The organism is Pyxidicoccus xibeiensis (assembly GCF_024198175.1).
Lineage (GTDB): Bacteria > Myxococcota > Myxococcia > Myxococcales > Myxococcaceae > Myxococcus > Myxococcus xibeiensis.
On the sequence record NZ_JAJVKV010000020.1, the window covers coordinates 113,134 to 128,479 of the forward strand.

A 15,346-nucleotide genomic window follows, 5' to 3' on the forward strand; every position below is an offset into this window, starting at 1 on the left:
GCTACAGCGACATCCCCAGCCGCTGGCGCAGCCGGAAGAAGTCGTCGGTGAAGGAGAAGGCGAGCAGCATGCGCAGCCGCTCGCCCTCGCGCACGGCCTGGAGCACGGGCTCCGCGGTGTCCAGGCGCGCTCCGGCGAAGTTCGGGTCCTCGCGCAGCACCATGCCCAGGCCCACGGCCACGTCGCCGCACATCAGCATGCCCGCGCGGTCCGCGGAGTAGTCCAGCGCGTCCAGCCACTGCGCCAGCTCCACCTTCTGCACGTCGCCCATGGCCATCGCCGGAGTCTCCAGCGCCTTGAGGGCCTTGCGCGAGTACGCCTTGCGCAGCTGCTTCACCGTCTCGTCGTTGCGCCGGCCCAGCGCGGTGAACTGCGGCGCGTGGATGCGGATGGAGCTGCCGAACAGGTCCGCCGTCTCGCCCTGCGACAGCTTCTCCAGCACCGCCGCCTTGTTCAGCAGGCCCAGCGCCGCGCGCCCCAGCAGGAACTTCTGCTCCCGCGCGTTGAAGCGCCGCACCACGTCCTGGCCGATGCACACCGCCATCGGCTCGGTGGTCTCCAGCACCGTCAGCCCGCGCTTGGCCTGGTACGCGTCGAACTCCTCCACGCCGAAGACCTGCGCCACCGTGCGCATGGCCTTGTACACGGCCGAGTCCGGCTTCAGCTTGTCCGTCTTGGGGTTGACGCCCACGATGTCGAAGGTCGGCGGGTACACCTTCTCCAGCTGGTCGCCCACCGCGCGCAGCACCTCGAGCATCGGCCCGCGCGCCTGCGGGTGCAGCAGCACCGCGTCCACGTCCGTGGAGTTGAGCGCCTCGCGCGCCTCCTGCGCCAGCCGCGAGCGGCCCTCCATGTAGAAGGCCTGCTCCACCTCGTTGGCCGAGCGCAGGAACGTCAGCACCGCCGCCGCGCAGAAGGCCTTGTCGTTCTGCCGCAGGCCCTCCCACAGCTTGAAGAGCTTGTGCAGGCTGTCCACCCGCGTCGGGTCCTGGCGGAGGATCTGCCGGTGCTCTTCAATCGCCATCGGCACCGACGAGGTGTCTCGCGCGTACAGCTCCGCGAGCGCAGTGCGCGCCGTCAGGTTGGTGCCGTCTCCGTCCACCACCTGGCGGTACATCGCCGTGGCCCGCGCCGGCTCGGCCAGGGGCCCCGCGTACAGGTCCGCCGACCGCATCCGCAGCGTGGCCGCCCGCTTCGGGTCCACCGGCAGCTGCGTCTGGGCCTGCGCCTCCAGCAGCTGCGCCAGCTCCGGCAGGTTGCGAGCGCGCTCGTACAGCGTCACCAGCCGGTCGATGAGCGCCGGGTTGCCCGGCGTCAGCTCCAGCGCGCGGCGGTAGAGCGGGGTGGCCGCGGCCGCGTCGCCCAGGCCATCGTCGTAGGTGCGCGCCAGCTCCAGCGTGAGGCGTGCCCGGGCGTCCGCCGGCAGCTCCTGCTGCAGCAGCTTGTGCAGGCAGTCCACCGCGCCGGCCCAGTTGCGGCCCTGCGCGTGCAGCCCGGCCAGCCGCTCCAGCGCCTCTACGTTGCGGGGCAGGGTGGCCAGCACCGTCTGGTAGTGCGCCGCCGCGCGGCCCGAGTCATTCAGGTGCGTGGCGTACAGGTTGCCCAGCGTCAGGTGCAGCTGCGCCAGGGCGCGCGGGTCTCCGCCCTGCTGCACGCGCTGGCTCAGCATGGCGGCCGCGTCCGCGTACTGCTGCGCCTCCAGCAGCAGCGAGCCTCGCAGCTCCAGCGCCTCCGGCTGGCCCGGCTGCGCGGCCAGCGCCTTCTCCAGCAGCGCCAGCGCGCGCGGCTTGTCGCCCAGGGCCGTGTGGTACAGGCGCGCCGCGCCGACGAACGCCGTCGCCGCCGCGGTGCCGTCCTTCAGCGCCAGCTTCGCCTCACCGCGCCGCTCCTGCAGCGCCGCCAGGTCCGCCGAGCCGCCCCGCTGCGCGAGCAGCTCCTCCAGGCCCGTCTGCGCGGCGGGGTGCAGCGGGTCCTTCTCCAGCGCCTGCCGGTACAGCGCCGCCGCGCCGTCCGTGTCGCCCTGGCGTCCCGCGGCCAGCTTCGCCGCGGCGATGAGGGCGTCGATGATGCCGCGCGGGTCCCGGCTGGCGCCGGCCTCGGCTTCGAGGGCGGCGCGCGCCCCGGCCACGTCGCCCCGCTTGAGCGCCACGCGCCGCGCGCCCTGCAGCGCGGGCAGGCACTGCGGCTGCAGCTCCAGGGCCTGCTTGTAGAGGGCCGCCGCGCGCTCCAGGTCGTTGAAGCGCGTATCCGCCAGCTCGGCGGTGCGCAGCAGCATCTCCAGCGCCTCGTCGGCGTCCTGCGCCGCCGCCAGCCGCATGGTGTAGAGGCGCGCCAGCCCCGCTGCGTCACCGGCCTGCCGCAGCCCGCGCTCCAGCACGAAGGCCAGCCGCGCATCGCCCGGGTCGGCCTCGAAGGCGCGCTTGTACGCCTCCAGCGTGCCCTCGGCGGGCGTCTTGTCCAAATCCAGCGCGGCGGACAGGCGCAGCGCGGTGGCCAGGCGCGGGTCGTTCACCCGCTCGGCGATGCGCTGGCGCAGCTCGGCGCGGCGCGGGCGGTCCGCGGCGCGGATGCGCTCCAGCAGCGTGAGGGCGGTGAGGTTGCCCGTGTCCAGCCCCAGCACCGCCTCGCAGCACTGGGCCGCGCGGGACGGCTCCTGGAAGCGGTCCAGGTACAGCCGCGCCAGCTTGAGGTACGCCGTCACCTTGGCCGCGGGCGTGCCACCCACCTGCGTCTCGCGGTCCAGGATGGCCACCAGCTCCTTCACGTTGTCCTGGGCCAGGTACAGCCGCTCCAGGGCCCGCAGCGTGGCGGCGTGGCCGGGCGTCAGGCGCAGCACCTCCTGGTACGTGTCGATGGCCAGCTCCGGCCGGTGGAGGGCGTCCTCCCAGATGGCCGCGGCCTGGTACAGCGCGTTGGCGCGCTCCAGCGGGTCCGTGCGGTTGGCGGCCTCCGCGCGCAGCACCTCCACCAGGCTCTCCCACGCGTTCTGCGCCCGGTAGATGCGGGCCAGCGCGCGCAGCGCCGGGAAGTAGCTGGGCGCCAGCATCAGCGCCTCCTGGTAGGAGGCAACGGCCTCGTTCTCGCGCTGCAGCCGCTGCTCGTACAGCTCGCCAATCTTGTAGATGAGCGCGGCGGCCTGTTCCATGGAGGGGGAGGCCTCCGACTCCGCCCGGTACATGTCCACGAGCTTCTCCCAGCGGCCGTCCTGCGCGTACAGCCGGCCCAGCGCCTTGAGCGCGGGCAGGTAGGACGGGGACAGCGCCAGCACGCGCTCGTAGGCGGAGATGGCGCCCGCGCGGTCCTTCAGGTGCTCGTCGAGAATCTCCGCGTTGCGGTGCAGGAGCGACAGCACCTGCTTGGTGTCGCTCGCGAGCGACGCCTCCAGGTCATGGGTGTCCAGCAGCTCGCGGTAGCGCGCGGCCCGCTCGTACAGCCGCGCCAGGTTGCGGATGGTGGGCAGGTGGTCCGACGCCAGGTCGAGGATGCGCTTCATGCACTCGATGGCGTGGTCCAGGTCCCCCAGCCGGTCCTCGTACACCACCGCCATCTTGTTCAGCGTGGTGATGAGCTGGTCGCGGTCGGACGTCTGGAGCAGGTCCTGCTCGTACATGGCCACCAGCTCCGCGAAGCGGCCCTGGCGCTCGTAGAGGCGGGTGAGGGCCTTCTGCGCGGGGAGGTAGCCGGGCTGCAGCTGGAGGCAGGTGTTGTAGCGGGTGATGGCGTCTTCCTGCCGGCCCAGCCGCTCCTCGAGGATCTCCGCCGCCTTGTACATGCGGGCGGCCTTCTGCTTCGCGTCCTCGGCGGCTGCGACCTCCGCGTCGAAGACGGAGACCAGCCCCTCCCAGTTCTGCATGCGGTAGTACAGCTTGCCCAGGCCCGCGAGCGCCGCCGCGTGGCCGGGGATGCGCGCGACGATGGCCTGGTAGCGCGCCGCCGCGTCCGCCTCGCGCTTGAGGGTCTCCTCGTACAGCGCGGCCAGGCGCAGGTTGGTGGCCACCAGCTCGCTCTCGTCGTTGAGCGAGCCCACGCGCGCCAGCAGCACGTCCGCCAGCTCCTCGTAGCGGCCCTGTGTCTCGTAGATGCCGGCCAGCTCGCTGAGCACCAGCGGCTCGTTCGGGGACACGTTGCGCGCGGCCAGCAGCGCGGCCAGCGCGTCGTCGTTGCGGCCCGCGCGCTCGTAGACCTTGGCAATCTGCAGGTACGCGGGCGCCGCCTGCGCGCCCAGCGCTCCAGCCTCGGCCGTCAGCGCGGCGAGCAGCTCGTCGGTGCGGCCATCGCGCTCGGCCACGCGCTTCATGGCCGCCAGCAGCAGCAGGTCCGAGCGGTCCAGCGCGAAGGCCTCGCGGTAGAGGGCGGCGGCGGCCTCGCGCTGCTTCAGGCGCTCCTCGGCGAGCAGGCCTGCGGAGGTGAGGTAGTGCGCGCGCAGCGACGGCTGCTGCACGGCGGCGGACAGCAGCCGGTACACCTCCACCAGCGCCTGCGAGTCATTGCGCGCGGCGTAGACGGACTCGAGCTGGGTGAGGACGACCACGTCGGTGGGCCGGCGCTCCAGGCACAGCTTGAGGCACGCGGTGGAGTCGTCGTCGCGGGACAGGCGCTCCTGGAGGATGATGCCCTTCTCGAAGAGGAGCGCGGCCTGGTGGCGGGTGTCGCCGGTGGCGGCCAGCTCCGCGTCCAGCAACTGCAGCACCATCTGCCAGTTGCCCACGTCCGCGAAGAGGCGGCGCGCGGCGCGGATGTTGACGAGGTAGCGGGGCGCCAGCTTGTACGCGCTCTGGAAGGCCACGGCCGCGTTGCGCGGGTTCTTCAGCGGCTCCTCCCAGAGCAGGCCCACCTCGTGGAAGAGCAGCGCGGCGGCGTGCGGGTCCGTGGCGCTGAGGGCCTTTGCCTCGCGCTCCAGCGAGGCGATGCGCTCGCGGGCTTCATCCTCGGCGCTGGCGTTCACCGCCGCGACGGGCAGGGCGGCCGTGTTCTGTGCCAGCGTCTCCGTGGCGCTCTTCGCGGGCGCTCCGGGAATGGGCGGAGGGGCCACGGGGAGAGGGGGACGCGGGACGTCGTTGCGCTCGCTCATGGGAAGCCGGCTCCGGTGGCCAGGGCGGGGGAGGAGAGCCTGGCCGGTGCCGGTCGTAACACGCGCCCGACCGGTCTCTCAACTTCCCGACTTTCCTGACGTTTTGGGTGCCAGCCACCCCAGGGAGCGGGCAGGCGGCGCACTCCGGGTGCGAGCCGGGGCGCTCCAGGCGGGGCGCGCCCAGGCCATCGCCGGGTGCATGTCGCACCATTCGCGCCTGGATGTTTTGAAGTGCCCGCGGAAGGGGGCTAACGCGGCTGGCTCCGGGTGCCTCCCCGCCGGGCCCGCCACTCCTCACGGCTCTGGCCCCAGGCCTCCGTCACCGCGTTGTCGTACGGGGGCGGCATCTTCACGGGGCCCAGCAGCTTCGAGCCCAGCCTCCGGGCGACCTCCTGGGACGCGACGTTCTCCGGGACGATGCTGTGGATGACCTCCGTCCAGCCCAGCTGGTCGAAGGCCCAGTCCATGGACGCCGTCGCCGCCTCGGTGGCGTAGCCCTTGCCCCAGGCGTCGCGGATGAGGGCCCAGCCAACCTCCGGCCCGGGCCAGCCTTCCGGCTTCCACGGGCCCACGCGTCCCACCCACCGGCCCGTCGCCTTCTCCAGCACGGAGAACATGCCGAAGCCCTGCAGCGCCCACGCGCCCGCCATGGTGCTCATCGCCCGGAACACCAGCGGGCGGGGATTCACACCGCCGATGAAGCGCGCCGACTCCGGGTCCCCCGCGAGGATGCAGAACCCATCCAGGTCCTCCAGCGCCGTGGGGCGCAGGATCAGGCGGGCGGTCTCGAGCGTGGGTCCTGGAGCAATCATGTCCGTCTCCTCGCGAGCAGTGGAGCTTCTGGGGCCCGCGCCTTCATGCCTTTCATACCTGGACGCGCGACGCGGGGCGTGGCTGAAAAACAAACGCGGCTGCCCTGGATGACCGGGGCAGCCGCGCGTGCTTCTCAGGACCTTGGTCAGCGAGCGGTGCGGAAGAGCACGGGGCTGCTCGCCGTCCCGCCCTCGTCACCGTCCAGGACGCCGTCCAGGTCGCGGTCGATGCCGATGCGCGGCCCCGAGCCCGGCGGCGTGCACGTATACGTCAGCACGCCCCCGTGCTGCGCGACGCCCTGCCGGACGGCGGTGTCCGAGACGTGGGGCAGCGCCTGCCGGTCGAGCTTGAACTGCCCGCTCCCCAGGTACAGCAGGCCCACGTCGTGGCCGGAGACGCGCCCCTTCGCCACCAGGTCGCACTCACTCGCGTCCGCGCGCGCCTTCAGCAGGTCGATGCGCGGGCCGGCCACCACCGCGTTGCTCGCCGTGAGCGTCACCTGCTGGCCCACGATGGGCGCCAGGTTGCTCTCGAAGGCCAGCATGTAGAGCTCCATGTTCTTCTTGGCCGCGAAGCCCTCGGGGCTGTCCGGGATGCCCACGGCGTTGAAGATGGGGTGGAAGTCGAAGCCGCTGTTGAAGTGGAACAGGGTGGGGATGGCGCCATCGCTGTTGAAGCCGATGCCGCGCACCTGGTCACCCAGGAACGTGTCCGCGGGCGAGTTGCCGAAGGGGAAGCCGGCGCCGAACATGCCGACCTTCTGGTACATGTTCCTCAGGTGCGGAACCTTGGGGAACAGCGGCTCCGCGTCGAAGGACGACTTGCCGTCCGTGCCAAAGAAGCCCTTGAAGGGGCCCTCGCCCGGGTTGGCGTTCACGTCGACGCGGTGGCAGGACTCGCACGAGCCCTGGAAGAAGCTCGTCGTCTCCATGAAGAAGTCCCGGCCGGCCTGCTGCCGCGGCGTCAGCGAGTTGTCCAGGTTGCGGATGGGGTTGGGCGGGTACATCACCTGGAGGGCGAAGTGGGTGAACTTGTCCATCTCCTCCGGGGTGAGCTGCGCGCTGCGCCCGAGCAGGTCCATGAACGCCGGGTTGAACTCCTTGAACGCCGCCGCTTCGTCATAGACACCGCTGTTCGGCTGGAGGCTCGGCGCGGTGTCAGCGGCGGTGCGGTCTCCGCGCCAGTGCATGGGGCCCTGGTTGGCCATGCCGCGCAGGCTCTGCGTCGCCAGCGGGCCCTTCATCGGGTGGAAGGACGTGTCCTGGCCGAAGGTGCCGTCCGGGCCGAACTCGGGCAGCACGGGCACGACGGGGTTGAGGTTCGCCTTCACCTCGCCGTCCGGGTTGCCCAGGTCCCACGTCAGGCTGTCGAAGTCGCCGAAGATGTGGCAGCTGCCGCACGACGAGTCGCCATGGCTGGAGCTCCTCCGGGCGTCGTAGAGGAACGGGCGCCCCTCGATGATGCTCGCGGGCTCCGGGCTGTACATGGGCAGGTGGGCAACCTCCTGCTTCGTGGTGGTGTTCACCACGGAGACCGAGTTGTCGAAGCGCGTGAGCACGTAGAGGCGCCCGCGCGCCTCGTCCAGCACCACGCCGGTGGGCCCGCCGCCCGTGAGCTGAATCTGGTTCGCCGTGCTCGGCACGAAGGTGTCGGACTCCAGCGCCGCGGTGGAGTAGACGCCCAGCTTCGACGAGCCGAAGGCGGCCACGTACAGGGTCGCGCCATTCGACGTCACCGCCATGCCCAGCGGCTGCGCGAGGCTCTTCTCACTCTCCGCATTGGGGACGGGCGCGCAGCAGACGCTGTAGTCGATGTGCTTGTTGAGGTGGCGCGGGGTGACGCTCCCGGCGCCCAGCACGGTGATGCGGCTCTCGTGGGTGTGGCCGCGCAGGCTGCTCCCGGCGAAGGTGCCCGGGCCCTCGAAGCGCAAATCATTCCGGCCCTCGGTGTTGCTGACGTAGACCTTCCCGCTCACCGGGTTGACGGCCATGTTGAACAGGATGGTGCCCACGCCCGTGTAGAAGCCGGACGGACCCGCCACCTGCACCGGCGGGTTGGCCGTGGCGGAGATGGCGAACACGTCCTTGTCCGGGAGGGAGAAGGGCATCTGCGCGGTCCACGAGCGGCCCAGCACGTCCAGCCAGTCCTGGCCGTTGTACCGGACGAGGACGGAGACCTCGGTGGCCGGCACGCCCTGGACGTTGGTGTTCGGCCCGGGCACGCCGCCGGCCGCCTCGCCGCCGTTCGGCACCAGGCTCTCATGCACCACCGAGCTGCGGTTGCCGGAGTGGAAGGCGGCCGCGTAGACGCGCGAGCCGTCCGGCGTCACCGCGAGCCCGCGAGGCGTGTCGCTGAACAGCGGGATGATGGTCAGCGGGCTGCCGCCCAGCGAGCCGCCCAGGTTCTCCGAGTCGAACACCCAGACGTCGGCGCGGCCGATGCCCTCGGTGGTGAGCTGCGGGTCGAACGGGGCGTTCTGCCCGCGGTGGGCGGCGGTGATGAAGGCGCGGCGCTTGCCGGGCCCCGCGAAGACGATGTCGCGAGGCTCGTCACCGACGAGCAGCGTGCGCACCACGGCGCCGCCCGTGCCGTTGCCATCAATGCGCACGACGCTGACGCTGTCGGACAGGTGGTTGACCACCCACACCTCGTCGTTGCTCCGCGCGGCCACGGCGACGGGCTCCAGGCCCACCGGCACCGAGCCCCGGTGGACGAGCCCGCTGCTGCCGACCTGGAAGATCTCCAGCCGGTTGTCCGGCGTGTTGGCGGCGAAGAGGAGCGCGCCATTGGGGGAGAGCGCCAGGGGGCGGACCTGGCCGCTCTCGAAGAGGGTGTAGGGGGCTGCGGCCGCGACGCTCGTGAACAACATCGCGGTGAGAATGACTGTCGATACGCCACGGCGGATTGCCGTGCTGCTGGCCTTCATGGTGCCTCGCTCAAGGGTGTCGGACGCTCGTGCGCTCCGGAGGCGGAGGCACGAAGAGGCGCAGGTCGTGCGCGTCCCCAGCGTAGGCGGAAATATCGAACAGTGAACAGCGCGGTTCCGCCCGGGGCCACGCCGACCTCAGGCGCGGCTCCGAGCGGGGACGACGCTCAGGGCTGGCTCTGGGCGTCGGCGGGATTGCTCCCCGCCGCGCGCTCGTCACCGTCCAGGACGCCGTCCAGGTCGCGGTCGATGCCGATGCGCGGCCCCGAGCCCGGCGGCGTGCAGGTGTACGTCAGCACGCCGTTGCTCGCGGCGATGGCCGAGCGCAGCGTCCCGTCGGTGATGTGGGGCAGCGCCTGCCGGTCCCCCGCGAACTGCCCCCCTCCCAGGTAGAGGAAGCCCAGCTCGTGGTTCCACGCGCGGCCCTTCGCCACCAGGTCGCACTCGCCAGCCTCCGCGCGTGCCCGCAGCAGGTTGATGCGGGGGCCCGCCACCGCCGCGTTGCTGGCCGTGAGCGTCACCTGCTGGCCCACGATGGGCGCCAGGTTGCTGTCGAACGCGAGCATGTACTGCTCCATGTTCCGCTTGGCCAGCTCGCCCTCGGGCGTGCGGGGGATGCCCGCCGGGTTGAGGATGCCGACGTCGAACCCGCTGCTGAACTGGAACAGCGTGGGAATCGTCCCGTCGCTGTTGTAGCCGAAGCCGCGGATCTGCTCGCCCAGGAAGGCGTCGGGAGGCACCGAGCCGTTGGGGAACGCCACGCCGAACATGCCGACCTTCTGGTACGCGTTCCTCAGGTGAGGCACTCGGGGGAACTGCCTCCCCGCGTCGAACGACGAGCGGCCGTCCGAGCCGAAGAAGCCCTTGAACGCGCCCGCGCTGGGATTGGCGTTGGGGTCGGTGTGGTGGCAGGACTCGCACGGGCCGTTGAAGACGCTGGTGACGTTGAAGAAGAAGTCCCGCCCCGCCTGCTGCGCCGGCGTCAGCGAGTTGTCGAGCTTCCGGACGGGGTTGGGCGGGTACATCACCTGGAGGATGAAGTTGGTGAACTTGTCCATCTCCGCGGGGGTGAGCTGCGAGCTGCGCCCGAGCAGGTCCACGAACGCCGGGTTGAACGCCTTGAAGGCCGCGGCCTCATTGAACGTACCGTTGTCGGGCTGGCTGCTGGGGCCCAGGTCCCCGCCGTTCCGGTCTCCGCGCCAGTGCATGGGGCCATGGTTGGCCATGCCGCGCAGGCTCTGCGTCACCATGGGGCCCTTCAGCGGATGGAAGGACGTGTCCTGGCCCAGCGTCGGGTCGTCGCCGAACTCGGGCAGGAAGGGGACCACGGGCAGCGGGTTGGCCTTCACGTCCCCGTCGGGGTTGCCCAGGTCCCAGGCCAGGCCGTCGAAGTCGCCGAACACGTGGCAGCTGCCGCACGACGAGTCGCCATGGCTGGAGCTGCGCCGCGCGTCGTAGAGGAACGGGCGCCCCGCCACCACGCTGGCCGGCTCCGGGTTGTACATGGGCAGGTGGGCAACCTCCTGCTTCGTGGCGGTGTTCACCACGGAGATGGAGTTGTCGAAGCGCGTCAGCACGTACAGCCGGCCGCGCGCCTCATCCAGCACCACGCCGGTGGGGCCGCCGCCACTGAGCTCTATCTGGTTCGCGGTGCTGGGGACGAAGGTGTCGGACTCCAACTGCGCGGTGGCGTAGACGCCCAGCTTCGACGAGCCGTACGCGGCCACGTAGAGGGTGGCGCCGTTCGACGTCACCGCCATGCCCAGCGGCTGCGCCAGGCTCCGCTCGCTCTCCGTGTTGGGCGTGGGCGTGCAGCAGACGGCGTAGTTGATGTGCTTGTTGAGGTGGCGAGGGGTGACGCTCCCGGCGCCCAGCACGGTGATGCGGCTCTCGTGCAGGTGGCCCTTCAGGGTGCGGCCCCCGAAGATGCCCGGGCCCTCGAAGCGCAAGTCATTGCGGGCCTCGGTGTTGCTGACGTAGACCTTCCCGCTCACCGGGTTGACGGCCATGTTGAACAGGATGGTGCCCACGCCGGTGTGGAAGCCGGCGCCGCCCGCGAGCTGCGTTGGCGGGTTGGCGGTGGCGTTGAGGGTGAAGACGTCCTTGTCCGGCAGGCTGAACCGCACCTTGTCCGTCCAGGAGCGGTTCAGCACGTCCACCCAGTTCTCTCCGTTGTACTTGAGGATGAGGGCCACCTCGGGGGCGGGCTTCCCCGCGAAGTTGGTGTTGGGCCCGGGGGTGCCGCCCGCTGCCTCGCCGCCATCGGGCACCAGGGCCTCGTTGAGGGACGTGGTGCGGTTGCCGGAGTGGAAGACGGCGGCGTAGACGCGCGAGCCGTCCGGCGACGCCGCGAGCGCGCGGGGCGTGTCGCCGAACAGCGGGACGATGGTCAGCGGGCTGCCGCCCAGCGAGCCGCCCAGGTTCTCCGAGTCGAACACCCAGACGTCGGCCCGGCCGATGCCCTCGGTGGTGAGCTGCGGGTCGAACGGGGCGTTCTGCCCGCGGTGCGCGGCGGTGATGAAGGCGCGGCGCTTGCCGGGCCCCGCGAAGACGATGTCGCGAGGCTCGTCACCCACCAGCAGCGTCCTCGTGACGGTGGCCTCCCGCCCCTCCGAGTCGAGCCGTACGACGCTGACGCTGTCGGACAGGTGGTTGACCACCCAGACCTCGTCATTGCTCCGCGCGGCGACCGCGACGGGCTCCAGTCCCACGGGCACCGAGGTGCGGTGGCTCAGACCACTGCTGCCGACGTGGAAGACCTCCAGCCGGTTGTCCGGCGTATTGACGGCAAACAGCAGCCTGCCGTTGGGGGAGAGCGCCAGGGGGCGGACCTGGCCGCTCTCGAAGAGGGTGAACGGTGCCGCTGACGCGGTGGGCAGGGTCGTGACTCCGACCAGCAGCATCACCGCGAACAGCACTCTCGAAACGCCACCACGACATCGCACTTGACTGGGAGCCATTGGGCCTCACGCAAGGGATTGACCCGGATGGTCATCCCGAGAGCAGGAGGCCCAACTCTACCATCACTTTATGTGCGTGCTGGATTCACCTGATGTTTAAATTGTATGTGCATGGCGGATACGGGTGTTCAGCCTACCCGTCACCACATGCGGACGCGCTGCTCCGGCGTGAGGAAGAGGGCCTGTCCGGGGGCGACGTCGAAGGCCTGGTACCAGGCATCCTGGTTGCGCACGGTGGAGGCCCGGTACTCGCCGGGGGAGTGCCCATCCGTCAGCAGCATGCGGCGGAGCGTCGGCTCGCGGTACTTGTTGCGCCACACCTGGGCAAAGCCGAGGAAGAAGCGCTGGTCGCCGGTGAAGCCATCCAGCACCGGGGCCGGATTGCCACCGAGTGACAAACGGTATCCGTCATAGGCCACCGCCACGCCGGCCACGTCCGCGATGTTCTCCCCGAGCGTGAGGTCGCCGTTGACGGACGCGTCGGGCAGCGGCTTGTAGGCGCTGTACTGCGCGGACAGCGCCTTCCCGGCGGCCTTGAACCGGTCGGCGTCTTCCTTCGTCCACCAGTTGGCCAGCTTGCCGCGCGAGTCGAACTGCGCGCCGACGTCGTCGAAGCTGTGGGCAATCTCGTGGCCGATGACCGAGCCGATGCCGCCGTAGTTGACGGCCGGGTCCGCGTTCGCGTCGAAGAAGGGCGGCTGGAGGATGGCGGCGGGGAAGATGATGGAGTTCTGCTGCGGTGAGTTCAGCGCATTCACCACCTGCGGCACCATGAACCACTCCTTGCGGTCCACGGGCTTGCCCAGCTTGCCCAGGTTGCGCTTGAGGTCGAAGAGGGTGGCCCGCTCGGCGTTGCCGAACGCATCCCCGCGAATGACCTCCAGCCCCGAGTAGTCACGCCACTTCTCCGGGTGGCCGATGCTCGTCTGCAGGGTGCCGAGCTTCTCCCGGGCCTTCGCCTTCGTCTCCGGCGACATCCACGGCAGGTTGTCGATGCGGTGGCCGAAGGCGGTGACGATGTTGCGCACCATGTCGTCCGCGGCCTTCTTGGTCTCCGGCGGGAAGTACTTCTCCACGTAGAGCTTGCCGACGGCCTCACCCATGGCCGCGTTGGTGAGGTTGATGCCGCGCTTCCAGCGCTCCCGCAGCTTCTGCGCGCCAGAGAGCGTCTTGCCATTGAACGCGAAGCTCTCCTCGACGAAGGCCTTCGGCAGGAAGGCCGCCGAGCGCGCGATGGCGTGGAAGGACAGGTAGTCCTTCCAGGCCTGGAGGGGCTCGGAGCCCACCAGCTTGGAGATTCCCGTCAGCGCGCTCGGCTGCCAGACGAGGACTTCCTGCTGCTGTGCGAGGCCGGCGGCGGTGAAGTACGCGTTCCAGTCCATGCCCGGCGCGCGCTTCGCGAACTCGGCGCGCGGCCACGGGTTGTTGGTCTTGGTGATGTCCCGCGTGTCGACCTGGGGCCAGTGCGCCTGGGCAATCTTCTTCTCCAGCTCGAAGACGCGGGCGGCGCGGGCCTCCGGCTGGGACACGCCCGCCAGCCGCAGCATGTTGGCGATGTGCTGCTGGTAGGCCTGGCGGACCTCCTTGAAGCGCGGGTTGTCCGCCAGGTAGTAGTCGCGGTCCGGCAGTCCCAGGCCACCCTGGAGCAGGTAGGTGGCATAGCGCGACGGGTCGTTCAGGTCCTCCGCCACCCACAGGCCGAAGAGGCGCTCGGTGTTGACGCCGCCCGTGTTGAGCGCGTCCACGTCGGTGCGCAGGAGCGAGCCGAGCTCGCTGGAGAGCGCGCGGCGGTTGGCGAGCTTCTCGATGCGCGCCAGCTCCGGCTGCAGCGGCGCCACGCCCTTCGCTTCGATGGCGGCCTCGTCCATGAAGCTGGCGAAGAAGTCACCCGCCTTGCGGGCCTCGCTGCCCTCGGGGGCCTGGGCCTGCGCCTCGATGAGCGCGCGGGTGCGCTGGTCGGCCTGCTCCGCGAGCGCGGTGAACATGCCGTAGCGCGTCTGGTCCGCGGGAATCTCCGTCTTGTCCATCCACCCGCCGTTGGCGTAGCGGTAGAAGCTGTCACCCGGCTTGACGGACCGGTCCATGCCGTCGCTGTCGAAGCCGAAGGTGCCGTAGGTGGGCTTCGCGGCGGGCGCGGGCGCCGCCGTGGCGGCAGGGGCGGGGCTCTCCGCGGCGGGAGGCGTCGCCGGCTTCTCGGCCGGGGCGGAGGCACACGAGGACAGCAGGGCGGAGGCGCACGCGGCGACCACTCCGCGTGCGGTGCCCGGGAAACGTCGGTGGTGAAGTGTCAAGGCAAGCTCCTGAACGAAGGACCGCGACGCCGGCCCGGTGGCTCCTGCCACCGGTGCCTGGAGGACCGGGGGTATAGCCGGTCCGCCATGGCGAGGTGACCTCAACACCGGGTGCGCGACTTTCATCCCGTTCGCGTGACGGCTGGAGAACGAAAGGGCCACCGCCGGCGAGGGGCTCCTCGGGTGAAGAAGACCCAGGCCGGCGGTGTCGTCCGTGCGGGTCAGTAGCGGAAGGCCGCGAAGGCGCTGCCGTTCCAGGTGATGTAGCCACCCTCGAAGTTCTGCCGGGGCCCGGTGGCGCTCGCGAACTCCTCGCCGATGGGGTAGCCGAGGAAGCTGCCCGAGCCGCCGAGCTGGTACACGTACGCCGTCCAGATGCTGCCGCGCACCATCCACGCGGTGCCGGCGCCGTCCTTCAGCATGCAGGTGTTGGGGCCCAGCGTGCCGCCGTTGTTGTCCTGCACGACGCCCGCGCCCCAGCGGTGCACGTGCGGAGTGCCACCGTTGTCGAACGGCGTCCCGGCCGCGGCGGCGCCTCCGTTGCGGCTGTGGCAGGTGGAGATGGCGCCGTAGAAGCCACCTCCCGAGTCACGCCCCACGCGCGACGTGCTGCAGGCGGTGCCCTCCGCCGCCCTGAGCAGCGGGTACGGGTCGATGCCCGCGTTGTAGTTGCCGTCCGGGTAGATGGAGAAGTGCAGGTGCGGCGCCGTGCCGGACGCGTTGCCCGTCTGGCCCAGGGTGCCCAGGTACGTGCCCGCGGAGACGAACTGCCCCACGGCCAGCGCGGTGCTCACCGTGTCCAGGTGCGCGTAGTAGTACCACCAGCCGCACCCGTCCTGGATGTAGACGACCTTGCCGCCCGTCGGGTCCGTGAAGCCGAGGCGGATGTGCCCCGCCTGGCCCGCGACGATGGGCGTGCCCTTGGCTCCGAAGATGTCGTTGCCCAGGTGTGAGTCCGTGTTGCTCACCGACGACGCGGACGGCGTGCACTGCCAGTTCGCCCACGTGGCGTCGTAGCCGTTGTTGTGCCGCCCGTTCACCGGGTACACCGGCAGCGCCGCCGGGCACGTGGTGAGCTGCTCCGCCTGCCCCAGCTCCGAGCCCTCCGGCCGGTGCGCCTCCGTCAGCGCATCCTCCTCCGTGCCGCAGCCCGTGGTCAGCAGTGCCCCCACCGCAATCGCTGCCATGCCCAGCTTCGAGTTCATCCGCATCGGTGTCCCCTTTGTTGCCTGGCGTTTGGCCCGGAGAGCCTCCTCTTCGGGCCGGGTGGGACTACCAGGGAGTC

Annotated in this window: 6 protein-coding genes; all 6 read right to left on the bottom strand. The window is 70.9% G+C overall.

Translation table 11 applies throughout. The features are described from left to right. Nucleotide 1 precedes the first annotated feature (1 nt). The gene (locus LXT23_RS45100; RefSeq protein ID WP_253986717.1) at nucleotides 2-5,071 is read right to left on the bottom strand and encodes a tetratricopeptide repeat protein; all 5,070 of its coding nucleotides are present in this window, start codon (nucleotides 5,069-5,071) and stop codon (nucleotides 2-4) included. Between the two features lie 248 nt (nucleotides 5,072-5,319). Continuing rightward, complete coding sequence (locus tag LXT23_RS45105) at nucleotides 5,320-5,883, bottom strand: GNAT family N-acetyltransferase (RefSeq protein ID WP_253986718.1); 564 nt, start codon at nucleotides 5,881-5,883, stop codon at nucleotides 5,320-5,322. A gap of 146 nt (nucleotides 5,884-6,029) precedes the next feature. After that, nucleotides 6,030-8,810, bottom strand: coding sequence for a YncE family protein (locus LXT23_RS45110; RefSeq protein WP_323379159.1), 2,781 nt, complete (start codon nucleotides 8,808-8,810; stop codon nucleotides 6,030-6,032). Between the two features lie 167 nt (nucleotides 8,811-8,977). Then, the gene (locus tag LXT23_RS45115) at nucleotides 8,978-11,713 is read right to left on the bottom strand and encodes a YncE family protein (protein ID WP_253986740.1); all 2,736 of its coding nucleotides are present in this window, start codon (nucleotides 11,711-11,713) and stop codon (nucleotides 8,978-8,980) included. Nucleotides 11,714-11,910: 197 nt separating this feature from the next. Further along, a complete protein-coding gene (locus LXT23_RS45120) occupies nucleotides 11,911-14,061 on the bottom strand; it encodes a M13 family metallopeptidase (protein ID WP_253986719.1) in 2,151 nt (716 codons plus the stop codon). A gap of 221 nt (nucleotides 14,062-14,282) precedes the next feature. Continuing rightward, complete coding sequence (locus tag LXT23_RS45125; protein ID WP_253986720.1) at nucleotides 14,283-15,266, bottom strand: M23 family metallopeptidase; 984 nt, start codon at nucleotides 15,264-15,266, stop codon at nucleotides 14,283-14,285. Nucleotides 15,267-15,346: the final 80 nt, after the last annotated feature.

Bases quoted from the DNA above. Each gene is read 5' to 3' on its own strand.
- LXT23_RS45100 (WP_253986717.1), bottom strand. From the start codon at position 5,071: ATGAGCGAGCGCAACGACGTCCCGCGTCCCCCTCTCCCCGTGGCCCCT.
- LXT23_RS45105 (WP_253986718.1), bottom strand. From the start codon at position 5,883: ATGATTGCTCCAGGACCCACGCTCGAGACCGCCCGCCTGATCCTGCGC.
- LXT23_RS45110 (WP_323379159.1), bottom strand. From the start codon at position 8,810: ATGAAGGCCAGCAGCACGGCAATCCGCCGTGGCGTATCGACAGTCATT.
- LXT23_RS45115 (WP_253986740.1), bottom strand. From the start codon at position 11,713: ATGCTGCTGGTCGGAGTCACGACCCTGCCCACCGCGTCAGCGGCACCG.
- LXT23_RS45125 (WP_253986720.1), bottom strand. From the start codon at position 15,266: ATGAACTCGAAGCTGGGCATGGCAGCGATTGCGGTGGGGGCACTGCTG.